The sequence below is a fragment of the Streptococcus sp. DTU_2020_1000888_1_SI_GRL_NUU_041A genome (genome assembly GCF_032387735.1).
Taxonomy (GTDB): domain Bacteria; phylum Bacillota; class Bacilli; order Lactobacillales; family Streptococcaceae; genus Streptococcus; species Streptococcus sanguinis.
The window spans coordinates 1,906,523-1,930,164 of the sequence record NZ_CP135591.1 but is presented as its reverse complement, the minus strand read 5'-3'; the positions used below and the strand labels follow the sequence as shown (position 1 = coordinate 1,930,164).

Here is a 23,642-nt window from a genome sequence, read left to right as displayed (position 1 = left end):
AAATGGATATCAAACTAAAAGATTTTGAAGGCCCGCTGGACCTGCTGCTCCACCTTGTATCTAAGTACCAGGTGGATATTTATGATGTGCCCATTACGGAGGTCATCGAGCAGTATCTGGCTTATGTGGCCACCTTGCAGGCCATGAAGCTGGAAGTGACGGGCGAGTACATGGTCATGGCAAGTCAGCTCATGCTGATTAAGAGCCGCAAGCTTCTGCCTAAGGTGGCGGATAATGCTGAGCTGGAAGATGATTTGGAGCAAGACCTTTTGAGCCAGATTGAGGAATACCGCAGGTTCAAGATTTTGGGTGAGAAAATGTCGCTCCAGCATGATGACCGAGCGCTTTATTATTCTAAGCCCAAGCTGGAGCTGGTTTATGAGGATGCTGAGCTCCTGCATGACAAGTCAATGATAGATCTTTTCTTAGCTTTTTCCAAGGTTATAGCCAAAAAGCAAGAGGAGTTTTCTAAGAGTCATACAACCATTGTGCGAGATGAGTACAAGATCGAGGACATGATGGAAGTGGTGCGCCAGCGCTGTGCTGGTAAGAGCCGTCTGGCTTTGCAGGAGATTTTTGCAGAGACCAAGGACATGAATGAAGTTATTACTCTCTTTCTGGCGACATTGGAATTGGTCAAGGTGCAGGAAGTGCAAGTCATTCAGGAAGAAAATTTTGGAAATATTTATTTAGTAGGAAGAGGAAATGAGTAAGTTAGCAGAGATTGAAGCCCTGCTTTTTGTGGCGGGAGAAGATGGACTCAAGGTTCATCAATTGGCAGAAATCCTTTCTTTGCCGCCGACCGGGGTTATTCAGAGTTTGGAGAAGTTGGCTGAGCAATATGAAGCCAATCCAGACTCTAGCCTGACCCTGCTGGAAACCTCAAAGACATACAAGCTGGTCACTAAACCAGAGTTTGCTGAGATTCTGCGAGCCTATTCACGGGCGCCAATCAATCAAAGTCTGTCGCGGGCAGCGCTGGAGACCTTGTCTATCATCGCCTATAAGCAGCCGATTACAAGGGTAGAAATAGATGACATCCGCGGGGTTAATTCCAGCGGTGCTTTGGCTAAGCTCTTGGCTTTTGAACTGGTTCGAGAGGATGGTAAAAAGGAAGTCATTGGCCGGCCAAATCTCTATGTGACAACGGATTATTTCTTAGACTATATGGGGATCAATCACCTAGATGAGCTGCCGATTGTCGAAGAAACAGAACTAGTTGCTGAAGAAAGCCAGCTCTTTATTGAAAGGACAGATATCGATGAGAATCAATAAATACATCGCTCATGCTGGGATAGCCAGCCGCCGCAAAGCAGAAGAGCTAATCAAGCAGGGGAAGGTCAGTATAAACGGCCAAGTGGTACGTGAGCTGGCGATAAACGTTAAGTCTGGCGACCGTGTGGAAGTAGAAGGCCAACCTATCTACAATGAGGAGAAGGTTTATTACCTCCTCAATAAGCCGCGCGGGGTTATCTCCTCTGTCAGTGATGACAAGGGACGTAAGACGGTCGTGGATCTTTTGCCTCAGGTCAAGGAGCGGATTTATCCAGTTGGTCGTTTGGACTGGGATACTTCTGGTATCCTCATTCTGACCAATGACGGGGACTTTACGGACGAGATGATTCATCCCCGCAATGAGATTGACAAGGTCTATGTGGCTCGTGTCAAAGGATTGGCCAATAAAGAAGTTCTTCGTCCTCTGACTCGCGGTATTGAGATAGAGGGGCGCAAAACCCAGCCAGCAGTTTATGAGATTATTAAGGTTGATCCGGCGAAAAATCGCTCGGTCGTTCAGCTGACCATCCACGAAGGGCGTAACCATCAGGTCAAGAAGATGTTCCAAGCAGTCGGACTGCAAGTGGATAAGCTGTCACGGACTCGCTTTGGTCATTTGGACCTGACTGGCCTCAAGCCTGGTGAGTATCGTAAGCTCAGTAAAAAAGAAGTCAGCCAGCTGCATACACTGGCTGTAACCAAGACCAAGAAATGATAAAGAAACTGCTTATTGCTCCTGTCCGCTTTTATCAACGCTTCATCTCCCCTGCTTTTCCTCCATCTTGCCGCTTTCGGCCAACCTGCTCTAACTATATGATAGAAGCTATCCAGAAGCATGGTGCTAAAGGAGTTTTGATGGGCTTGGCGCGCATTCTCCGATGTCATCCTTGGTCTCAGCCAGGAGAGGATCCTGTACCAGACCGTTTCAGTCTGAGAAGAAATAATACAAGAAAAAAGTCTCACTAGCGATTTAGCTAGTGAGACTTTTATATATATTCTCCGAATATTTCCTATCTTCTAGACCAGGTCTTAGGCAGGAAGAGCAGGAGAATCGGGTAGATTTCTAAGCGACCACCAATCATAGCAAAGGCTAGCAGAAGTTTAGAAAAAGGACTAAAGATAGAAAAATTATCTGTCGTCCCAATCATAGGACCGATATTGTTGAAGCAGGATAGAACACCACTGACAACTGTCATGAGATTGTTGTTATCCAGACTGACGATGAAAACCAGCGCCAGCACGATCAAAACATAGATTGCTAAATATTTGAGAACTTTGTGCTGGGTATCCTTGTCTAAGACTGCACCATTGACATGCATGGTTAGGACACGATTAGGTGACAGGGTAGAGAGGATTTGATTTTTGGCAATTCGCGAAATAATAATCCCCCGAATAACCTTGAATCCCCCAGCGGTTGATCCAGCCGAGCCCCCGATACACATGAGTAGGAGCAGGATGACCTGAGAAAAGAGGGGCCACTTGACCGTATCACCATAGCCGAATCCAGTCGTTGTGATGATATTGGAGACCTGGAAGAAGGAAATCTCCACGCTCTTAGCAAAGCCTTGGTAGAGATGGAAGACATTAAAGGCAATCAAGGCAGTGGAAAGAAAGACAATCCAGAGATAGCCCTTAAGCTCCTCATCGCCAAAGCAGGCCTTAAACTTGCGAATCAGCAAGTAATAGTAGAGATTAAAGTTGACCCCGAAAGCCAAGACCCCAAAGCTGACCAGATAAGTAATTAGTGAGCTGTTGTAGTGAGCAATGCCGTCATTGTATACGGTGAATCCTCCCGTACCAGCTGTTCCCATAGCAATCACAAGGCTGTCAAAGAGCGGCATACCCGCTAGGAAATAAAGCAGAGCAAAGATAGCAAAGAGAGCCAGATAAATGATGTAAAGGATCTGGGCCGTACTCTTGAGCTTGGAAACCACCTTGCCAAAGACTGGTCCCGGAACTTCCGCTTTCATGACCTCCAAGTGACCATTTTTGGCATTGTCCATAATAGCTAGGGCAAAGACCAGCACTCCCATCCCTCCGATCAAGTGGGTAAAACTGCGCCAGAAGAGCAGCGAATGAGAGAGAACACCGACATCGTTAAGAATAGTCGCTCCCGTGGTGGTAAAGCCGGAGCTGACCTCAAAGAAGGCATCGATGATGTCCGGTATCTGACCAGAGAAGACAAAGGGCAGGGCTCCGAAGAAGGACCAGAGAATCCAGCAAAGGGCTACAATCAGTACACCTTCCTTGGCGTAGATATGCAGGTCCTTGGGCTTGAAATAAGAACCTATGCCACCTAAAACTAGCAGGATAGCCATGGTAGCCCCGATAGAGAGAAAGACTTTTAAAGGCTCACCGTAGATTAGAGCTACGATAATGGGCACAATCAGCAGTGCCGCCTCAATCAGCAGTAATTTTGCCAGCAGGTAGCGAATCATAGATCTATTCATGGGTCTACCTCGCTAACAGATCGTAAATCTGCGTGATATTTTGCAGCAGAGTGGTCACGACAATTTTATCTCCAACTTGCAGATTGTCATCGCCTGTAGGAAAGATAGCTTTACCTTGGCGGATAATGGCTGCAATCAGGACATCTTTCTTCAGATGAAGCTGAGATAGAGGAATACCAGTCATCTTATTTTCTTCCTTGATTTGGAACTGCAGGGTCTCGATTTGGCCGTTGGCTACATGGTGCAGAGCTTCTAGGTTAGAGAACTGAGCATTGTAGCGACCGCGGATAAAGTGCATAACCGTATCAACGGCGATACCTTTAGGAGTCACGATGCTGGCAAAGTCTTGGTTATCAATGATTTCCAACAAACTAGTACGGTTGACCTTAGTGATGTTTTTCTGTACACCCAGATTATTAAGGAACATAGAAGTAATGATATTTTCTTCGTCTACACCAGTCAGGGTAGCGATGGCATCAAAGTTATTGGCGCGTTCCTCCAGTAGGATATCCTTGGCAGTACCATCTCCATGGACGACATAGAGATCAGGAAATTCCTGACTGAAAAAGGTTGCCCGTTCATGGTTAGATTCAATGACTTTGAGCTCGATTTTACTATTCTTGAGAATATTGAGCAGGTAGTAGGCAATCTTTCCTGCTCCGATAATCATCAGGCTCTTAACCACTCTAGGTCGTACCATATTATGGAATTGAACGATGTCCAGGCGGTTACCTGTGACATAAATCTTGTCGCCGGCCTCCAAAGTGAAGTCGCCGTCAGGAATTTCCAAGTGCCCTTTTCTCTCAATGGCACAGACAATGATATTTCCAAATTTCTTGCGGAATTGGGAAATACTCATCTGGCAGAGATTGCTGTCTTCCTTGAGTTTGAACTCCATCAGTGCCACTCGGCCATTGGCAAAGTGTTCTACTGACAGGGCGTTAGGGAAGTCAATGATATTAGCGATATAGCGAGCAGTTAGGAGCTCAGGATTGACCACCAGCGAGAAGCCTAGGATGTTCTTCTCCTTAAAGTAAGGGTTGGAATATTCAGGATTACGCACCCGAACGACGGTTTCCTTAGCCCCCATCCGTTTGGCCAGAACAGCTGAAACCATGTTGACCTCATCATGCTCGGTCATAGAGATGAAGATGTCACAGTGACTAACATCCGCCTGTTCTAAGATTTTGAAGTTAGCTCCATTGCCAGCAATACCGATAATGTCATAGCGCTTGGTAATCTGGTTTAGAACAGCCTCATCCTGCTCAATCAGGATAACATCATGTTTTTCAGCCACTAAGGAGCGACAGAGGGCCGTTCCGACCTTCCCGCCACCAACAACGATAATTTTCATAAGTTTAGATTCCTCCAAAGTATGTATCTATCATACTCTTTTTTCATTTAAATTTCATCTATAAAATACAGAATAGCTTGCTTATTTATAGAATTGCCAATATTTTTTTACCAAAATGGTATCTTCCTGTGATATTTTTAAAAAAAGTACAACTTTTTGAGCATTTTTTATTGACTTGTAGGCTGAAAGTGTTATACTAAATGAGTACCTTCATTGGTTTACCTCAAACCTGTTGTGATGTAAGTTAATGAAGCCTTAACCACGCTGTTTGCTGAGCTTGACTCCGGGCAGTGTGGCTATTTTTTTATCTAAAGAAAAATACTAGGAAAAATATTCTTATTATGAAAAATCATATCGTTCTTTTTGAGCCTCAGATTCCGCAGAATACCGGAAATATTGCCCGTACTTGCGCCGCGACTAATTCACCGCTTCACATCATCAAGCCCATGGGCTTTCCCATTGATGATCGCAAGATGAAGCGGGCTGGGCTGGACTATTGGGATAAGCTGAACATCACCTATTATGAGAGTTTAGACAATTTTATGGAGCAGATGGATGGCCGTCTTTATCTGATTTCTAAGTTTGCAGAGAAGGTCTATTCTGAGGAAAATTTTGAAGCAGAAGGTTCGCACTATTTTATGTTTGGACGAGAGGACAAGGGATTGCCAGAGGAATTTATGCGTCGTCATCCAGAAAAGGCTTTGCGTATTCCCATGAATGACCAGCATGTCCGCAGCCTCAATGTTTCAAATACAGTCTGCATGATTGTTTATGAAGCCCTGCGCCAGCAGAATTTTGCTGGCTTAGATTTGGTACACGAGTATGAAGCGGACAAGCTGAAGTAGCGGAATGAATGTATCTAAGCAGTTAATTTTCCTAATAGATAGAATACTATTGTTGAAACATTTTTAATTACATCAATCAAATCGCTTGCTCTGGCAGGCTTTTTTTGTTATGATAATGATGTCTTCAGGGCAGGGTGAGATTCCCGACCGGCGGTAATTTTTGGATTGGAAAATGTTTTTTCTCAATGCCAAATCAAGTCCGCGAGCGCAAGCTGATGTGGTGAGATTCCACAACCGACAGTATAGTCTGGATGGGAGAAGACGAGAGGCAGTGAAGCATTCTTGCCGTTTAATCTTTATTTAAGGGCTGAGCCTTATACTAAATAATCATTAGCTGACAAGCTTTTTTCAGTGGCCTTTCCGGCTTCTCTAATTTTTATAAATTGGAGGAACCTGTGATGACAAATACTCGTAAGTTGGCGATTGTAGCAGTTTTATCTGCTCTATCATTTCTACTCATGCTTTATGAGATTCCCTTGATAACCGAGTTTCTAAAGTTGGATTTTTCAATTATTCCGATTTTACTTGCTTTGGTAGTCTTGGATCTAAAAAGCTCTCTAGCAGTGCTCTTGATTCGCTCTGTCTTAAAGCTAGCTTTGAATAATAATGGTGTAGGTACTCTAATCGGTTTACCCATGAATATACTAGCGGTAGCTGTCTTTGTTTGTGCTTTTTCCCTCTTGTGGAAAAAAAGAAAGAGCTTATCTAGCTATGTGAAGGCTTCCTTGGCAGCAACACTTGGTCTAACGATTACTATGATCATTCTAAATGTCATTTATGCTGTGCCTCTCTATGCGAGGTTTGCTGGTTTTGATATTAATAAGGCATTTGGTCTTTCCAAGTATCTGCTGACCATGATTGTCCCTTTTAACCTATTAGAAGGAGTGATCTGGGCTGTCGTCTTTTGGCTAATTTACAAACTCTTACAGCCCGTTCTAAAACGATATGAAAAATAAACAATTTTATCTAACAAAGGGCTCTTTCGCCCTTTTACTTTTCGTCATGCTAGGCTACATGGTCAAGTTTTATCCTGAGCAGCTGACCAGCTTTGACACCCCGATTCAGACCTGGCTTCGGGGAGACTTACCTGCAGCTTTGACGACTTTTTTCAAACTTGTAACCAGTGTGATTGATCCGATGGGGATTATCATCTGGGTTTCAGCTCTTGTCCTTTTTTTTCTTTACAAAAAATGGAAGCTGGAGGCTGCCTTGCTAGCGGGAAATCTGGTCTTACATGGGATTTTGATTAAGCTGATTAAACTCGTTTACCACAGAAGTCGGCCCAGTATTTCGCATTTGGTCGAAGAGGGTGGTTACTCTTTCCCGAGCGGACATTCCATGGCCACAGCCATTGTTCTTGGTACCTTGATTATAATTGTTCAGCAACGGGTTCAGAACCAGCATATTAAGCGCTTGGTACAAGCTTTGCTCCTGCTCTTTATCTTAACGATTATGGCCTCCAGAGTCTATCTGGGCGTGCACTACCCGACAGATGTAATCGGAGGAGCCTTGATGGGCTTTGCCATTCTCAATATCGAATTTCCCTTTTATGATAAATTACGCTTTCAATGGCGTTTCAAGGGAAAGCAGAAATAGCGTTTACTTTGATAAGAATAATCAATAGGAACAGAGTTACAGAGTCGAAAAATCATTTATGGCATAATTCTTGAGTTTTAGAATTCAAACTTAGTTTTGGATTTACAGTTATCATACACTGGCCGTTAAAAAATGAGTTATAATTGAATTATTGAAAAACACCAAATGGACATGGTAAGTAGTTCATTTGGTGTTTTTTTAGTTTTAAGCATTTTGCATAATATCTTGAATAGATAGCTTGCAAAGTGATTTGAATTTTTTAGAAAAGACTTCAGGAGATTCTGGAATTGCTTGTGTAATCCATGACTTTATAATTGATAGAGTATAATTAACAAGTAATTCTTCAGTAAACTCTTTAGATAAACCCATTTTACTAGACAGTTGAATGTTTTGGCTAATCCAAGTCTTATATTGGTTCTTTAAAAAAAGTTCCCAATTAGGATCAGCTGCAGTTGAATAAAGATATTTTAGCCAGATTCTATTCTCATAAATTAATGGTATTATTTCAGAAGCAAGGAAGTCAATAAGAAGAGCATTATCGGATCCATTTGAACCTGGTACAAAATCTAGCATTTTTGACATTATTCGTTCGTCAATGTCATGATGAATGGCTTCAATTATTTCGTTAGGAGAGTTGAAATGATTTTTATAGATTGTTTGTCTCGCTATGCCTGCTTCTTCTGCAATCTCAGAAAAAGAAAAGTTAGATTTATCAGGATATTTTTCAGAAAGTCGAAAGAAAGCAGTGATAATATTTTCTCGCGTATCTTTGGTCATCGCTGTTATTCTCCTTGTCAGTCTATATGTAGCCTAGTACTTCTATTGTTATTATTAAAAAATAATTTTAATCTAAGTATAATTAATTAGATTCAATACTAACAAAAAAATTACAGTTTGTAAAAAATTTTCTAAATTGCTTTTGATTATTCTGTAAAAGCAAGATATTTTGGCTACATTTTGTAAATTTTTGGTACTGGAAGTAGTATAATGAAAATGTTATTATGTAATTTATATTGTGTCTATGCTCTTTATCAAAATGGAAAATGTTGTCTAAAAGAGTATATGACTGGAAAAATCTTTAGGAATAGAAAGAGCTTTGAACAAATGAGACATAGTCATGAATAAATTAGAAAATATATCTGTAAAAAAACTGTTAGTTCAACTAATTATTCCCTCATTAGTTACAGCAATAGTAAGTGGATCTTATAATTTAGTTGATGGCATATTCATTGGACAGACCTTAGGGCTTGAGGGGAATTCCGCTAATACATATACATTTATGATATATGCCTTGGTCTATGCTTTTTCAGCTCTAGCAAGCGAAGGAACAGCATCCTTGTTGACAATCTCACTTGGCAAAAAGGATTACAAAAATGCCCGATTAATTTTAGATTCCTCTATCCAAGTTTCTTTAATTTTATCAATTCTACAGTCGATACTTTTATGGTTTTCCTTAGAAGGTTTATTGATTATTTTTGGGGCACCACAAGAACTGTATCATTATGTTAAGGAATTTTGCCTTACATTTCTTATTGGGTCACCTATATATTTTGTCTCACACACTCTTTTGTACTGTTTGCGGGCTCAAGGTAAGATTAAAGAAGTTTTACATATCAATGCTATTTCATTTCTTGTGAATGCAGGGACTGGTGCAGTTCTAATTCTTGTATTTCATACTGGTTTTTTTGGATCAGCTTTATCTACAGTTCTGGCTAATCTTGCTGCACTTATCTTGACATTCAGAGAGTACACTGGAAAATCTAACGATTTAAAAATAGATTTGAAGAGCTTATTATTTATTGATAAAAAGCTTATCAATAAAATTATTGCAATGGGCTTGCCATTCTTTCTTACAACGGTCATATCTGTGATATTACTGATATTATATAATAGGGTTGCTTTTGATTATGCAGATACTTATGGTATTGCTGCTTTATCTATAACTTCTTCAATCTATCGCTATATTATTTCTTTGATGAATGCTATTACAAATGGAGTTCAGCCTGTAATTAGTTTTAATTATGGTGCAAAAAATTATAGTAGAATAAAGCAATCACTTAGTATTTCACTAATAATCAGCACAATTTTTTCTCTGTGCTTGTTCCTTGTAATTCAAATTTTTGCAGTGCAAATAGCTACACTTTTTAATTCAAGCGATCCGAAATTTATAAAGTTTTCTAGTACAGCCTTAAGACTTGTTATGATTTCGTTACCTGTACAAGGAATCATCAATATCGGAACTAACTATTTTCAATATATTTCTTTCTCGCGAATATCTACTTTTTTAGTTATTCTGAGACAGATCATTTTTCAAATACCTTTAGCATTATTTTTACCAATTTTGTTTGGAATAACTGGCCTGTGGTCCTCTTATTTTATTTCGGATTTTTTGATACTTGTGATTATAATGTTTTGGCTAAAATTTATGATGACTAAATTAAGAAAAATTATGGAGGCATAAAATGACCTATATAGAGATGTGTAATTCTTTTAAACGATATAAATCAGGAGACAGCGAGATTGTCGCTAATAATAATATCAATTTCAAAATAGATAAAGGGGAGCTCGTTATTATTTTAGGAGCATCAGGAGCTGGTAAATCAACTGTTTTAAATATTTTAGGTGGCATGGATAGTAATGATGAAGGAAAGGTCATTATCGATGGAAATGATATTTCTGATTATAGTGCGAAAGAATTGACGAATTATCGAAGAAAGGATGTTGGCTTTGTTTTTCAGTTTTACAATCTAGTTCCTAATTTGACAGCTAAGGAAAACGTTGAACTTGCTTCAGAGATTGTTGAAGATTCTATGGATGCTGAAGAAGCTTTGAGGAGTGTGGGGTTAGAAAAAAGAATGAATAATTTTCCAGCTCAGTTATCAGGAGGAGAGCAACAAAGGGTTTCAATAGCTAGAGCAGTTGCAAAAAATCCTAAATTATTGTTATGTGATGAGCCAACAGGAGCATTAGATTACAAGACAGGTAAACAAGTGCTAAAAATTTTACAGGATATGTCTCGATATAAGAATTCAACCGTGATCATTGTCACTCATAATTCTGCACTTACTCCTATTGCGGATAAAGTAATTTACATGCATGATGCAAAAATTAGTTCAGTAGAAATTAATGACAATCCTAAGGATATTGAATCAATAGAATATTAAGGAGTATGAAAAGTGAAAAAAACGACATTTTGGAAAGATATAAGGAAATCTTTTGCCTTATCCAAGGGACGATTCATTTCGATTATGTTGTTAATGTTTCTTGGTTCATTTGCATTAACCGGTTTAAAAGCTACACCGCCAGATATGGAAAGAACGGCTAGGGCATATTTGGATAAACAAAAAACGATGGATTTAGCAGTCATATCAAATGCTGGTTTAGATAAGAAAGATAAAGCTGAATTGGACAGTATAAAGGATGTAAGTATTGAATACGGGTATATGGTTGATACTTCCATAAAAGATAGTAACAAGTCAATGAGAGTTTTTTCAGATAGTAAGGATATCTCTTTATATGACTTAGTTTCTGGGAAATTCCCTCAAAATAGTAAGGAAATTGCTTTATCATCGAATTTAAAAGATCGTTATAAAGTGGGAGACAAAATTGAATTTAAAGAGGAAAAAAATTCAATTTTAAAGGGGGATGAATATGAAATTGTCGGTTTTGTTAATTCTGCAGAAATCTGGTCAACAACTAACTTAGGGAACACAACTGCTGGTGATGGGACTTTATCGGCTTATGGAGTTGTCAGTTCAGATTCATTTTCAAGTGATGTATATACAATTGCACGATTAAAGTATGATGAAACTGATAGAGTAAATCCTTATTCAGACAAATATTCAGAAATCATTCAGAAAAAACAGGAACAACTAGATGACTTGCTTTCTGATAATGGAGAGCAGAGATTAGTTGATATAAAAAAGACTCAGCAATCGTCAATTAATTCAAAAAAAGCTCAACTTGAAGAAGCAAAATCGAATTTAGCTAAAAAAAGAGAAGCAGTTGCGAATTTGCCAGAAACCCAGTTAAACGGGATTAATAAGGAATTTTCTGAGGCACAGGATAAAATTAATGAAGCTGAAGAAGATATAAAGAATGGTCAAAATAAAATTGATTCTTTAGAGGCACCTAGTTATAACACATATACGCGTACAACTTTTCCAGGGGGAGAAGGCTATAGAACTTATGAGTCAATAAAAAACAATATTGGTAATATAGGCAACCTTTTTCCTGTAGTTTTATACCTTGTTGCTGCACTAGTCACTTTTACTACGATGACTCGCTTCGTCAACGAAGAACGGATCAATTCAGGGATATTGAAGGCACTCGGTTATTCAGATTTTGATGTTTTGAAAAAGTTTATTTGTTATGGAACAGTAGCTGGTTTTACCGGAACACTATTAGGAATCGCTTTAGGTCAGTATGTTTTACCTAGCATCGTGACCCGAACTGTTTCAAATACGATGATTATAGGTGGTCCAAAGCTTTATTTCTATTGCTCCTTTTCACTCTTGTCATTGATTTTTACTCTAATAAGCGCTGTTATGCCTACTTTTCTGGTGGCTAGAAAAGAGTTGAATGAAAATACTGCTCAATTATTGTTGCCCAAGCCTCCAGTGAGTGGTTCAAAGATTCTTTTGGAGAGGATTGGCTTTATTTGGAATGGTTTGAATTTTACTCAAAAGGTAACAGCTAGAAATATTTTTAGATATAAGCAAAGAATGATGATGACGGTGCTGGGTGTTACTGGTTCTGTTGCCTTACTTTTTGCAGGATTAGGGATTCAGTCTTCTATTGGTAAGGTTGTAAATAATCAATTCAAAGAAATAACTCGTTTTGATATATTAGCTGTTAAAAAAAATAATATTAGTCAAGATGAGCAAAAAGAAATTGATAATCTTTTGAAGTCTGAGAGAGTGAATGAATTTAAAGAAATACATTATAAAAGTATTAGCGAGAAAATTTCAGGTCAGATTGATAAGAAGTCAATCTCTGTTATAAGTAGTGATGGAAAGCTAGATTCTTTCATTACATTAAGAAATACTGAATCAGGTAAAGAGTTAAAACTTTCTAATAAGGGAGCTTTGATTTCCCAAAAGCTGGCTGATTATTATAATGTAAAGAAAGGAGAATATTTTAATTTTAAAGATAATGACGGGAAAAATTACAAAATAAAAGTGGCTGATATTGTTGAGATGAATGTTGGACATTATATTTTTATGAGTAATGATTACTATCATAAAACTTTTGGTGAAATCGCAGAAAACAATGCATACTTGATTAACTTAAAAAATAAGTCTGCTTCAAATATTTCAAATAGTTCTAAAATTTTCTTGGATAAATCAGGAATATCCGCGCTATCTCAAAACTCTGCTTTAGTTAAAACTGTTAGAACAGCAGTAAATTCTTTGGGGACTTCAATGACGGTCTTGGTAGTTGTTTCTGTATTGTTAGCCATTGTAATATTATATAATTTAACGAATATAAATGTGGCTGAACGAATTAGAGAATTATCTACTATAAAAGTCCTTGGGTTCTTTGATAAGGAAGTAACGATGTATATCTACAGAGAGACAATGATACTTTCTGCCATAGGAATCTTATTGGGAATAGTAGGAGGTTATTACTTACATAATGCGATTATTACGATGATGAGCAAAGATACTGTATATCCCAAAGTAGTTGAGTTAACTGTATACTTTATACCAGTGACGACTATAATCTTGATTTTATCTATTCTAGGTTTTGTGGTAAATTTTCGTTTAAAAAATGTAAACATGTTAGAAGCATTAAAATCTGTAGATTGATTATATTTTGTTTTATATATATTATTTGAGTATAATTATATCCCTTTTTTCTTTATGGAAGAAGGGATTTTTCGAGTCACTGCCGGATTTTGTGGTAGAATGGAATTTATAAAAACTTATAACCTCTTAAACTTTTATTATTGGAAGTTTTTAGAGGGTTAGCTAATCAATAAAGCTGTAGAAGTAAGTTTCGATTGCTTCTATCTTAGGAACAATCTTGCCATGAACTGGAGGGTAAGAAAGCTTTATATCTATAAGTGGAATGGAAGTTGCTCGGAAATGATATGAGTACATCATCAATGAAAGAGGCTTTATAATATAGCTTCTAAAACGAAGGATAGTGTTCCGGCCTTTCTGATCCACTTTGTAAAAAGGAGGGTCATTTCCGTTTTGAATCAAGAACTCATCGATGCTGTTTTGGCATTAGTAGATAGCATTCCCTCTGGGCGCGTGGCGACCTATGGTCAGATTGCTCGTTTGATTGGTCGGCCAAAAAATGCCCGCTTGGTGGGAAAGATACTCAGTCAGTCTGAGCTTTATGGCGGCAAGCATCCTTGCCATCGGGTAGTCAATGCGGCAGGACGCCTCGCACCAGGCTGGGAAGACCAGAAACACTTGCTTTGGGCAGAGGGAGTAGACTTGAAGGCCAATGGCTGTGTGGATTTGAAAGTCTATTTGTGGGAGCGGTGATTTCCTTCTTTCCTTGTGAAAGAGGGAATTTTTGTTTCTAAACTCTTTTTTGTGGTAGAATGAAAGGTATGAAATCTTACAATTCTTTGAATGATTATTATCGAAAACTTTTTGGTGAAAAAACTTTTAAGGTGCCCATTGATGCGGGTTTTGACTGTCCCAATCGGGATGGTACCGTGGCGCATGGAGGCTGTACGTTCTGTACCGTTTCGGGTTCAGGTGATGCCATTGTGGCGCCGGATGCGCCCATTCGCGAGCAGTTCTATAAGGAAATTGACTTTATGCACCGCAAGTGGCCTGATGTTCGTAAGTATCTGGTCTATTTCCAGAACTTCACCAATACCCATGAGAAGCTTGAAGTGATTCGTGAGCGCTATGAGCAAGCCATTAACGAGCCAGGTGTCGTTGGACTTAACATCGGAACTCGGCCGGACTGTTTGCCTGATGAGACCATCGCCTACTTGGCTGACTTGTCCGAGCGTATGCATGTGACTGTGGAGCTGGGCCTTCAGACTACCTATGAGGAGACCTCGGACCTCATCAATCGTGCCCATTCTTATGAGCTCTATGTGGAGACGGTCCAGCGAGTTCGTAAGCTGGCTCCCAAGGCGGAGATTGTCTCTCACTTGATCAATGGCCTGCCGGGCGAAACCCATGAGATGATGCTGGAGAATGTCCGTCGCTGTGTGACGGACAATGACATTCAGGGAATTAAACTTCACTTGCTTCACTTGATGACTAATACCCGCATGCAGCGGGATTATCATGAGGGGCGACTGCAGCTGCTCAGTCAGGAGGAGTATGTCTCCATCGTCTGCGACCAACTGGAGATTATCCCCGAGCATATCGTCATCCACCGTATCACAGGCGATGCCCCGCGAGATATGTTGATTGGCCCCATGTGGAGCCTCAATAAATGGGAAGTTCTCAATGCCATTGAGGCAGAAATGCGTCGTCGTGGCAGCAAGCAGGGCTGTAAAGCAAAGGAGCAGAGATTCGTATGTTAAGACCATTGCAGATGGCCCATGCCTTTTTGGCAGAAGTCGTGACCAAGGAAGATGTCGTAGTGGATGCTACTATGGGCAACGGGCATGATACCCTCTTTCTAGCTCAGTTGGCTAAGCAAGTCTATGCCTTTGACATTCAGGAGCAGGCTGTGGAAAAGACCCGCCAGCGCTTGGCAGAAGCAGGCTTGGACAATGCTCAGCTAATCTTGGATGGTCATGAGACTATGGACCAATACACGGAACATTTCAAGGCTGCTATTTTTAATCTTGGCTACCTGCCTTCGGCGGACAAGTCAGTCATTACCCGACCTGATACGACGCTGGAAGCTCTGGAAAAGGTCTGTCGAGGCTTGGAAAAAGGTGGCCGTGCAGCGATCATGATTTATTACGGGCATGAAGGTGGTGAAGTTGAAAAAGATGCGGTGCTAGACTTCGTCAGTCAGCTGCCTCAGCAGGACTTTACCGTTGCCCTCTATAAGACTATCAATCAGATTAACAACCCGCCTTTCTTGGTCATGATTGAGAAATTGAGAGAAGGAACTTGAGATACAATAAGGATACAGAGAGAAAAGCCAGACAATAGGAGCTTTCAGTACTGTATCCTTATTTTTTAAATTGTGACACTCAAATAAATAGGTCTAAAAGAAGAGAATTATGATGTGTGTAAATTTAAAGTCTTATATTTTCTTACAAAGAAGATATAAGACTTTTGACATCTTTTAGTTTATATGATAAGCTATGACTGTAAAACCAAAAAACGTCACAGAGTTTTCAGGAGGAAGTTATGGCTACTGCTTTTACTACTGAAGAAAAGGAAGTAATTAGAAAGAAATTACATAAAGTTGCAAAGGAATGCCTTCAAAGATATGGGGTTAAGAAAACCACAGTTGACCAAATGGCAGCAATGGTAGATATTTCCAAAGGTTCTTTTTATAATTTTTATTCCTCAAAAGAAATGTTATTTTTTACGGTCTTAGAAGAATATCAAATAGATGTTATGAATCGCCTGACAGAACAATTAGATATGGAAACCAAGATAGATACAAATCGTCTGGTAGAGTTACTTTATGATTTTTATCAAGATTTTCGCTATTCATTTATGTATACTATATTTAAAAATCATGAAATGGAATTACTCGTAAGAAAATTGCCAAAAGAGGCGATAACAAATCATCATCTGATAGATGATAGGATGGTTAAAAAAATTGTATCCCGAATCAACATTAGAGAAAATGTATCAGTAGAAATCGTCTCTGCTTTATTTAGAACGATTGCTATGACTATATTACACATCGAGGAAATCGGTGAAGAACAATTTGATACTACATTGAAGTTAGTCATACAAGGAGTTGTGGAACAAATTACTAAGGAGGATAGGTAATGGTGAAAGAAGCAATTAGAACCGCAAAGCTTTCTAAAAGATATGGAACAAAAAATGTTGTCAACAACTTGAATCTATCGATAAAACCTGGTGAAATAGTAGGGTTTTTAGGACTGAATGGTGCAGGGAAAACAACGACGATGAGAATGATGCTAGGATTGATAAAATCTACATCAGGAGAATGCTATATTCAAGGAAAAAAGTTAGATCTGAATAATTTAGAACTTCGAAACGAAATAGGTTATATTATTGAGACGCCTTATTCTTATCCGGATTTAACGGTGAGAGAAAATTTAGAAATCGTTAGTAAATTAAGAGGGGTTAATAGAGATAATATTGACTGGGTAATTGAAAAATTAAAACTAAAGCAATATGAACATAAACAGGAGAAGCATCTTTCTTTAGGAAATGTTGCGCGTTTAGGAATTGCAAAAGCGATTATTCATAAACCCAAAATTCTAATTCTTGATGAGCCGACAAATGGATTAGATCCTTTTGGAGTTCTTGAAGTGAGAGAGCTGTTAAAGGAATTGGCAAATAATCTAGGTACAACTGTTCTTATTTCCAGTCATAATCTGGAAGAAATATCTAAAATTGCTACTAGGATAGTTATTGTACATGAGGGCAGACTTATAAGAGAAGTTGAAAGCAATGAATTAGAACAGTACTTAGAAAAGAAGTTACTAGTAAGTGGATCTAATAATAAGGCCATGAAAGAAGTATTGTCTAACCATGGCTATCAGGCAAACATTCAATCAGACAAAGAAAATAATATCAATTTCTTGGAATTAACTGATAGAAAATCTGTGGAATATCCGGAAAAAATTGCTACATTGCTAGTTAATGCAGGTTATCCACCCAAATCGCTGGCTGTTGAAAAAGAAGATTTGGAGCATTATTTTTTAAGAGTACTGAATGACTATAGTGGAGGTATTTCGAATGAAAAAGCTTAGTTCCTGTATTTTAATTGAATGGAGAAAGTTAATAAAATCAAAACTTTCCATCGTAACTGCTTGTTCTATCTGTTTAGTTCCTTTTATTGTTGGGTTGTTTGCAACTATGATGAAATATCCAGAGAATTTCAAAAATCTTGGTTTGATTTCTGCAAAAATGGAAATGATGAGGATAACAGACTGGTCGTCATACTTAATGACCATATCACAAGTCATTTCTGTTGGGGGATTGCTCATTTTTGGATTTACAGCATCTTGGGTTTTTGGTAGAGAATATTCTGATAAAACTATGATAGACCTATTAGCACTCCCGATAAAAAGAGATACAATCGTATTATCCAAGTTTATCGTTATCGCTCTATGGAGCTATATTCTATCAATTTTTGCACTTTTATTAGGATTGTTGGCTGCCAATTTGATTGGACTTGATGGTGGGAACTTAATGGTGATTTTCAAAGGTATACTTACTTTTGGTTTTTGTACTACTCTTACGATCATACTCTCTACTCCAGTGGCTTTTTTTGCTTGTTTAGGCCGGGGCTATTTGTCTCCATTGGCATTTATCATTTTTACTATTATTTTTTCTCAGCTTGGTTCTGCTCTTAACTTTGGGAAGTATATTCCATGGGCGATTCCTGCACTCGCAAGTGGTATTGCAGGAAAAGCACTATTGAATTTTGGGAGCATTGTCAGTTTATTTGGGATGAGTATTCTAGGTCTTATCGCAACAATAGCTTTGTGGAGATATGCTGATTACGATTAAAATGAAGTGATGAAAATGATAATAACACAAAGATGAGCCTTATTCATTTCAATTCAAAACAACCCCTCCTGTTCAGATTGAAAAACAAGAGGGGTTATATTATGACAATCGAAAGTTTTGGGGGAGAGGGGACTATGTGAATATCGTTGGCCTAAATGAAAAGATAGTTTCTAATATACGTGATTGGGAAAAAATGACCTTGTCTTTGATAAGTTAAGTGTCAAACCGTTCTCAGATGGCAGTTTTAGAACAAGGTATAATCCCGTTGTTATGGGCATTAGTCAAACGAACATAGCATTGCCCCGAACAATGTTCAGCGAACTTCTTTAGACGTCGCTGGAGGGAAATTGCATATAGCTGGTGTACAAGTTACCTGTTTTCACGGGTGGTTATGACTTCTCAAAATGAGCAAAAAAACAGTAAACCTTTGTGATTTACTGTTTTAAAAATTCTTTTATTCAATTAGACAAACTGAGATTTAGATTTTAACCCTTACGGAAAATAAAACGGTCTATTCTCCTGAAGTATGTTCTATAACTTTATAGTTTAATGCAAAGTGTAGCTATATAGTCGTTTCCATAACGTGATAATCTATTTCTTTTATCACATGATTCATAAAAATCTATCATAGCGAGACCATTTTTAAGTTGTCCTCTAATCTGAGTTTCTAAGGTATGGCTAAATTCATATCCATATTCTGGATTTATGGTTATCTTGCCTTCCTCTTCAAGCTCTTTTGAATTAAAAGGTATTGAAAACTTTAAAAGTAATTCCTCATCAGGTTTGTCCCATACGGTGTCAGCATCATACATGTATATCCAAGGGTTCATAAATCCGACCATTAATAGTCCACCCTTTTTCAATACTCGAGAAGCTTCTTTATACATGTTTTTTAAATCTTCTATATATACATTTGAAACTGGATTAAAAATAATATCAAAGGTTTCATTTTCAAATGGAAATGATTTTGTCATATCGCCTTGAACTGTGTTGATTTTTAAGCCTTCTCTTTTAGCAACCAACTCATCTCTTTGTAATTGTGATTTAGAAAAATCCATTATGGTGACATCATAACCTTTTATAGCAAAAACTGGCCCCTGCTGTCCACCACCACAAGCTAAACCTAATATCTTTTTTCCGTTTGCTTTTTCAAACCATTCTTTTGGAACTTTTTTCCCAACAGTTAATGCAACAGAAATTGGATGTTTTCTAACTTCTTCTAATTCTTCATGTGTCAATGGCTCAGTATAGTCATTTTTTACATTATTCCATCTATCTTCATTTAATTTTATATAATTGTTCATCTTATAATCTCCTCGTAATTTTATACTATTTCGATTTAAGGTGAATAGGTTGCCATTACATTTTTCTCACCTCTACAAATTCCAATTTAACGCACTGTAGATGATCCTCATTTCACATGCTACATCTGAAATGCTGTTATCCAAAAACATATTCCGGCTATAAGTGAAATCGGAGTCATAACATATTTTTCTTTCTTACTTTTTGAAATCATGTTCATAATCGTATTCAAGGATAGGTAAGCGGCAAAGAAGAAACAAATATATTTAGTAACCTTGAAAGACAGCCACAGGGGAATAAAACCTCCGGATTGCAAAATAATGATCACGGCAAAAATTTGAATAGCTACCGAAATGACTGCCGCAAGTCTAAATTTCTTAGGTAAGATTTTATGTTGTCCACCCATTGTAAATTCGCCCAAAGGCAGACCGCAAGCAACAAGAACTGTCATAATTGCTATAATTCCAAATAATACTGCACCTAATATTGAAAACATAAATCACTATTCTCCTTTCGTAAAATACAAAATATTTCAGTTACAAATTCAACTTTCTTTCACTTAATATTCCTATAAAATTATAAGGAATTCTTGTCAAGTGTTCAAGTTTTATAGGTCTTTCTCAAGTTGGTCTTTTGGCTCACCTTTTCCTTTGTTCTTCCACCAATCGCTCAGGTCGACTAAGGATTGAGCGGCGGAAGGGATGAGAAGGAGGACATAGATATAGACATACTGGCTCTTGGTTTCCCAGAAGAAGTGGAAGAGGCCGCCCCCTAATAGAAAGATGAAGGGATAGAGGTCAAAAGGCGTCAGTTTTTCCTCGGCGACGAAAAATTTATGCAGGATAAAGAAACAGGAGAGCAGATAGATACTAGCTAGCAGGGTCAAGAGCAGGAAATTAATAATCTGATAACCTTTTCTTTCCTCATAAATGCTGCGCAGGACAGCTGGCTTCATATATTGCTGGCGCTCAATCTGAGGTCCAGTCCAAATAGACTGAAAAGTCGGCTCAGTCCAGGTCGACTTGACCTTTTCGTAGAAGAATTTCAGCGCATAAGCAGGATGCTTACTGAAGTGAATCAAAATATCCTTCAAATCCCGAGTGGCCATTTCTGTAGCCAATTTTTCATCGTATTTGTTGCGCTTGAGAATCTTGGTATTGTAGGCATCGTACCAGCCTCCCAAGGTCTGCCGATTGGGATCATCCCGCAGGCCCATAGTGATGTAGGCGATTTTTGGAGTACCGACACCAATCTTGCCCCCAATCAGCTGCTCATAGTAGGCAGTCAGTCCCTTGTTTGAAAGGACGATACCGGCTAAAATTAGGATGATAGCTAAGGGTTTCTTCCAAGACCATTTATAAAAGATGGACAGGAAGCAGACTCCAATCAGCATGATGGCAAAGATGATGTAGTTGTTGCGCAGGAGGCAGGCCAGACTGATACTGGCCGCTCCCAGCAAGGCATAGAGCAGGTTCCCTTTCTGATCCAGCTTGATAAAAGCATAGAGACTGAGCAGACAGAAGAAGAGCCCGGGAATGGTACCGTAGACAAAGAGGATGAAAAAGAGTTGTGGTAGAAAGAGAAAGGTCAGCAGAATCGTGTATTTCTGAATCATTTCTCTGGCATTGAGCAGGGCAGTAATCTTGTAAATCAAGAAATGACTGAGTAAAGTCCAGACGACATTCATGCTAAAGGCAAACTGAGTCGTTGGAGAAATAAAAGCATAAAGTCGCTCCAGAGTCATCAGTCCTAGCTGATGGGGATTACGATACATGTAGCTTCCGACGGTTGTCAGCGAGCTGTAATCTCCTCGGTTAAAGGCCAACGCTGCATTGAAAACATGCTTGGCGTCAGCTCGGATGCGGCCATCGTAGGCCGTTATCAGAAAAATCGCTGCTGCTATAAAGATGAGGGACAGAAACCAAAAAAGATGCTTGGCCTGAACCTTTTCCAACAGGGGCCGGATTAAAAAGAGGCTGAGGAGAAAGAGCAGGAGGATAGGGTAGAAATACCAAGGATTACTGACGAATTGGACCCCTTCTGCAATCCTCAAAGGGATGTAAGTATGGGACAGCAGAATCTGCCCAGACAGGAAAAGCAAGGCAATCGCAGTCATGGTCAGAATCAGGAAGTAGCCCAGGTTGAAGATGGTATTAGAAAATTGCTTCATGAGGACCTGACCTCCACCTTGACGAAATAGCGGTCTTCTCCCAGTTCAATCAGCTCGACTGGCTGGGGATAAAATCGATCCATGACCTCTTTTTGAAGTATGTCTACTTTAGGACCTTGGGCAATAATCTCTCCTTCTTTTAGGAGCAGGACATGATCCATAGCAGCAGTGATTTCCTCTACATGGTGGGTGACATAGAGGATGGTTGGAGCCTGGTCCATCTGCGTAATCTTACCAATCTGTTCCAGCAGGCGCTCGCGGGCAAAGAGGTCCAGACCGCTGGTCGCTTCGTCTAAAATAAGCAATTCTGGCTTTTCCATGAGACTGCGCGCAATTAGCAAGAGCTGTTTTTCCCCTTGAGACAGACTGATGTAGCTTCGGCCAATCAATTCTTGCCCGCCAATGGAGGCCAGCATTTCCCTAGCTTGCTCCAGTTCTGCTTGTCCGTAAGGAGCGTAGAGAATACTGCTTTTATACTTTCCTGTCAGGACGATTTCTTCAGATGTGAGGCGGCTGGGCAGACGCTCAGCAATGAAGGAGCCGACTACTCCAATCCTAGTTCGCAGCTGAGGAATGTCGCCGGCGCCAAATTCCGTACCCAGAACCGTCACCTTGCCCTGAGTCTTCCAATGCTCAGCCATGAGCAAGCGCAGGAGAGTAGACTTTCCAGAACCGTTGAGACCGAGGATGGCCCAATGTTCTCCCTTTTTCACTTGCCAGTTGAGATCTTTTAAGATAGTTCGGCCTTGTTTAGCCAAGCTTACATTTTCCAGTTTGATAATCTTTTCCATTTTTACTCTTTCTTTCGTTAAATCTCCTTTATTATAACAAAATTTATGGTAAAATAACTGATAGGAGGAGTCAAATGTTTCATAAAAGTAAGCTGATGTTTTGGACCAGTGAGGTCCTTTTGCTAACGATTATTTTCTTTATCTGGCGTCAGATGGGGGATATGGTAACCCCGATTGTTAGCGTTGTGAATACAATCTTGATTCCCTTTCTTGTGGGAGGATTTCTTTACTATATTACGAATCCGCTGGTGAAATTTCTCCAGGATAAGCTCAAAATCAACCGAATGATTGGGATTCTGATTACGCTCAGCCTTTTATTTGGTTTGATTGCTCTGGGTATTATTTATCTCTTGCCGATTTTGATTAATCAGCTGAGCAGCTTGATTAATTCAACGCAAGGCCTTTATTGGGAAATTCAAAGTTTTGTTAATCAATTATCTAAAAATCCGCTCTTTCGAAATCTGAATATCCAGTCCACCATCCAGCAGCTCAACCTGTCTTATGTGGATATTCTGCAGAATATTCTCAACAGTGTGACCAACAGTCTGGGCAGTGTTCTGTCAGCAGTCGTCAATACACTGATGATTTTGATTATGACGCCGATTTTCTTGGTTTACTTCCTCATGGACGGCCATAAGCTTTTGCCCATGCTGGAGCGAACTGTCCTCAAGCGCGATAAGCTCAATATCTCCAGCTTGCTGACCAATCTCAATGCTACTGTTGCCCGCTATATCAGTGGGATTTCAATCGATGCCCTGATTATAGGTGCTCTGGCCTATATTGGCTATAGCGTCATTGGACTCAAGTACGCTTTGGTCTTTGCTATTTTCTCCAGTCTGGCTAATCTGATTCCTTATGTTGGACCGAGTATCGGCTTGATTCCCATGGTCATTACGTATGCTTTTACCGATCCTCAGAAGATGGTGGCGGCCTTGATTTACATGCTGATTATCCAGCAGGTCGATGGTAATATCCTCTATCCCCGTATCGTTGGTGGTGTGATGAAGGTTCATCCTATTACCATCATGGTGCTCTTGCTCTTATCCAGCAATATCTATGGTGTGCTGGGGATGATTGTGGCAATCCCGACCTATTCTATCCTCAAAGAAATCGCCAAATTCTTGGCTAATCTCTATGATAATCACAAGGAAGCCCAGCAGCAGAAGAAGAACGAAGAGTTTGGGATTATTAATAAATAAGGATGAGTTTGGAATTCGATTGATTCCAGAGTCTCGATACCAGAAAATAAGACGGA

The 23,642-nt window shown here is 39.3% G+C and carries 24 protein-coding genes and 1 riboswitch; of the genes, 17 read left to right on the top strand and 7 right to left on the bottom strand.

The window, feature by feature from the left end; genetic code table 11:
- Positions 1 to 2: 2 nt before the first annotated feature.
- Genes RSK81_RS09520 through yidD form a run of 4 tightly spaced genes read left to right on the top strand, consistent with a single transcriptional unit; the run spans position 3 to position 2,241 of the window.
- A complete protein-coding gene (locus RSK81_RS09520) occupies positions 3 to 713 on the top strand; it encodes a segregation/condensation protein A (protein ID WP_004190584.1) in 711 nt (236 codons plus the stop codon).
- The gene (gene scpB / locus RSK81_RS09515) at positions 706 to 1,275 is read left to right on the top strand and encodes an SMC-Scp complex subunit ScpB (protein WP_002894610.1); all 570 of its coding nucleotides are present in this window, start codon (positions 706 to 708) and stop codon (positions 1,273 to 1,275) included. The genes RSK81_RS09520 and scpB overlap by 8 nt, the downstream gene beginning before the upstream one ends.
- Positions 1,262 to 1,990: a pseudouridine synthase gene (locus tag RSK81_RS09510; protein WP_004190587.1), complete on the top strand. Its 729-nt coding sequence runs from the start codon at positions 1,262 to 1,264 to the stop codon at positions 1,988 to 1,990. Before scpB ends, RSK81_RS09510 begins: the two co-directional genes overlap by 14 nt.
- Positions 1,987 to 2,241: a membrane protein insertion efficiency factor YidD gene (yidD, locus tag RSK81_RS09505; protein ID WP_125434934.1), complete on the top strand. Its 255-nt coding sequence runs from the start codon at positions 1,987 to 1,989 to the stop codon at positions 2,239 to 2,241. Before RSK81_RS09510 ends, yidD begins: the two co-directional genes overlap by 4 nt.
- A gap of 44 nt (positions 2,242 to 2,285) precedes the next feature.
- Here the strand turns inward: yidD and RSK81_RS09500 are convergent, their stop codons facing one another.
- Positions 2,286 to 3,725, bottom strand: coding sequence for a TrkH family potassium uptake protein (locus RSK81_RS09500; protein WP_315686639.1), 1,440 nt, complete (start codon positions 3,723 to 3,725; stop codon positions 2,286 to 2,288).
- A gap of 4 nt (positions 3,726 to 3,729) precedes the next feature.
- The gene (trkA, locus tag RSK81_RS09495) at positions 3,730 to 5,079 is read right to left on the bottom strand and encodes a Trk system potassium transporter TrkA (protein ID WP_002905887.1); all 1,350 of its coding nucleotides are present in this window, start codon (positions 5,077 to 5,079) and stop codon (positions 3,730 to 3,732) included.
- A 341-nt stretch (positions 5,080 to 5,420) separates the two neighbouring features.
- Here trkA and RSK81_RS09490 point away from each other — a divergent pair, with 341 nt between their 5' ends.
- From RSK81_RS09490 to RSK81_RS09480, 3 genes are all read left to right on the top strand, one after another.
- Positions 5,421 to 5,924, top strand: a complete 504-nt coding sequence (locus tag RSK81_RS09490) for a tRNA (cytidine(34)-2'-O)-methyltransferase (protein ID WP_032915422.1) — start codon at positions 5,421 to 5,423, stop codon at positions 5,922 to 5,924.
- A 116-nt stretch (positions 5,925 to 6,040) separates the two neighbouring features.
- Positions 6,041 to 6,191: riboswitch (FMN riboswitch) on the top strand.
- A 131-nt stretch (positions 6,192 to 6,322) separates the two neighbouring features.
- Positions 6,323 to 6,880, top strand: a complete 558-nt coding sequence (locus RSK81_RS09485; RefSeq protein ID WP_004190597.1) for an ECF transporter S component — start codon at positions 6,323 to 6,325, stop codon at positions 6,878 to 6,880.
- Positions 6,870 to 7,520, top strand: a complete 651-nt coding sequence (locus RSK81_RS09480; RefSeq protein WP_023916595.1) for a phosphatase PAP2 family protein — start codon at positions 6,870 to 6,872, stop codon at positions 7,518 to 7,520. The genes RSK81_RS09485 and RSK81_RS09480 overlap by 11 nt, the downstream gene beginning before the upstream one ends.
- A 204-nt stretch (positions 7,521 to 7,724) precedes the next feature.
- Here the strand turns inward: RSK81_RS09480 and RSK81_RS09475 are convergent, their stop codons facing one another.
- A complete protein-coding gene (locus tag RSK81_RS09475) occupies positions 7,725 to 8,297 on the bottom strand; it encodes a TetR/AcrR family transcriptional regulator (RefSeq protein WP_002909109.1) in 573 nt (190 codons plus the stop codon).
- A gap of 340 nt (positions 8,298 to 8,637) precedes the next feature.
- On the opposite strand from RSK81_RS09475, the gene RSK81_RS09470 reads away from it, so the two are divergent.
- The 9 genes from RSK81_RS09470 to RSK81_RS09430 all read left to right on the top strand — a co-directional run bounded on the left by RSK81_RS09470 (position 8,638) and on the right by RSK81_RS09430 (position 18,124).
- Positions 8,638 to 9,981, top strand: coding sequence for an MATE family efflux transporter (locus RSK81_RS09470; protein WP_002923563.1), 1,344 nt, complete (start codon positions 8,638 to 8,640; stop codon positions 9,979 to 9,981).
- 1 nt (position 9,982) lies between these two features.
- Positions 9,983 to 10,684 (top strand): ABC transporter ATP-binding protein, encoded by a 702-nt coding sequence (locus tag RSK81_RS09465; protein ID WP_002905129.1) that lies wholly within the window; start codon positions 9,983 to 9,985, stop codon positions 10,682 to 10,684.
- A gap of 12 nt (positions 10,685 to 10,696) precedes the next feature.
- Positions 10,697 to 13,330: an FtsX-like permease family protein gene (locus RSK81_RS09460; RefSeq protein WP_002934225.1), complete on the top strand. Its 2,634-nt coding sequence runs from the start codon at positions 10,697 to 10,699 to the stop codon at positions 13,328 to 13,330.
- 390 nt (positions 13,331 to 13,720) lie between these two features.
- Positions 13,721 to 14,020: an MGMT family protein gene (locus RSK81_RS09455; RefSeq protein ID WP_002923567.1), complete on the top strand. Its 300-nt coding sequence runs from the start codon at positions 13,721 to 13,723 to the stop codon at positions 14,018 to 14,020.
- A gap of 59 nt (positions 14,021 to 14,079) precedes the next feature.
- A complete protein-coding gene (locus RSK81_RS09450; RefSeq protein ID WP_002913245.1) occupies positions 14,080 to 15,027 on the top strand; it encodes a TIGR01212 family radical SAM protein in 948 nt (315 codons plus the stop codon).
- Entirely contained in the window at positions 15,021 to 15,572 is a 552-nt protein-coding gene (locus RSK81_RS09445) for a class I SAM-dependent methyltransferase (protein ID WP_048772988.1), read from the top strand. Before RSK81_RS09450 ends, RSK81_RS09445 begins: the two co-directional genes overlap by 7 nt.
- 239 nt (positions 15,573 to 15,811) lie before the next feature.
- Positions 15,812 to 16,408 carry a TetR/AcrR family transcriptional regulator gene (locus RSK81_RS09440; protein WP_048772992.1) on the top strand — a complete coding sequence of 199 codons (597 nt, stop codon included), beginning with the start codon at positions 15,812 to 15,814 and terminating at the stop codon, positions 16,406 to 16,408.
- Positions 16,408 to 17,361, top strand: a complete 954-nt coding sequence (locus RSK81_RS09435) for an ABC transporter ATP-binding protein (RefSeq protein WP_125347159.1) — start codon at positions 16,408 to 16,410, stop codon at positions 17,359 to 17,361. The genes RSK81_RS09440 and RSK81_RS09435 overlap by 1 nt, the downstream gene beginning before the upstream one ends.
- The gene (locus tag RSK81_RS09430; RefSeq protein ID WP_161542815.1) at positions 17,348 to 18,124 is read left to right on the top strand and encodes an ABC transporter permease; all 777 of its coding nucleotides are present in this window, start codon (positions 17,348 to 17,350) and stop codon (positions 18,122 to 18,124) included. Before RSK81_RS09435 ends, RSK81_RS09430 begins: the two co-directional genes overlap by 14 nt.
- Positions 18,125 to 18,663: 539 nt before the next feature.
- Here the strand turns inward: RSK81_RS09430 and RSK81_RS09425 are convergent.
- The 4 genes from RSK81_RS09425 to RSK81_RS09410 all read right to left on the bottom strand — a co-directional run bounded on the left by RSK81_RS09425 (position 18,664) and on the right by RSK81_RS09410 (position 22,387).
- On the bottom strand, positions 18,664 to 19,428 hold the full coding sequence (locus tag RSK81_RS09425) for a class I SAM-dependent methyltransferase (RefSeq protein WP_315686635.1): 765 nt from the start codon (positions 19,426 to 19,428) through the stop codon (positions 18,664 to 18,666).
- A 119-nt stretch (positions 19,429 to 19,547) separates the two neighbouring features.
- Positions 19,548 to 19,922 (bottom strand): hypothetical protein, encoded by a 375-nt coding sequence (locus RSK81_RS09420; RefSeq protein WP_002909121.1) that lies wholly within the window; start codon positions 19,920 to 19,922, stop codon positions 19,548 to 19,550.
- Between the two features lie 111 nt (positions 19,923 to 20,033).
- Positions 20,034 to 21,596: a hypothetical protein gene (locus tag RSK81_RS09415; protein WP_004190620.1), complete on the bottom strand. Its 1,563-nt coding sequence runs from the start codon at positions 21,594 to 21,596 to the stop codon at positions 20,034 to 20,036.
- Positions 21,593 to 22,387 carry an ABC transporter ATP-binding protein gene (locus RSK81_RS09410; RefSeq protein ID WP_004190623.1) on the bottom strand — a complete coding sequence of 265 codons (795 nt, stop codon included), beginning with the start codon at positions 22,385 to 22,387 and terminating at the stop codon, positions 21,593 to 21,595. The genes RSK81_RS09415 and RSK81_RS09410 overlap by 4 nt, the downstream gene beginning before the upstream one ends.
- A 74-nt stretch (positions 22,388 to 22,461) precedes the next feature.
- On the opposite strand from RSK81_RS09410, the gene RSK81_RS09405 reads away from it, so the two are divergent.
- Positions 22,462 to 23,586 (top strand): AI-2E family transporter, encoded by a 1,125-nt coding sequence (locus tag RSK81_RS09405; protein ID WP_004190625.1) that lies wholly within the window; start codon positions 22,462 to 22,464, stop codon positions 23,584 to 23,586.
- Positions 23,587 to 23,642 lie beyond the last annotated feature (56 nt).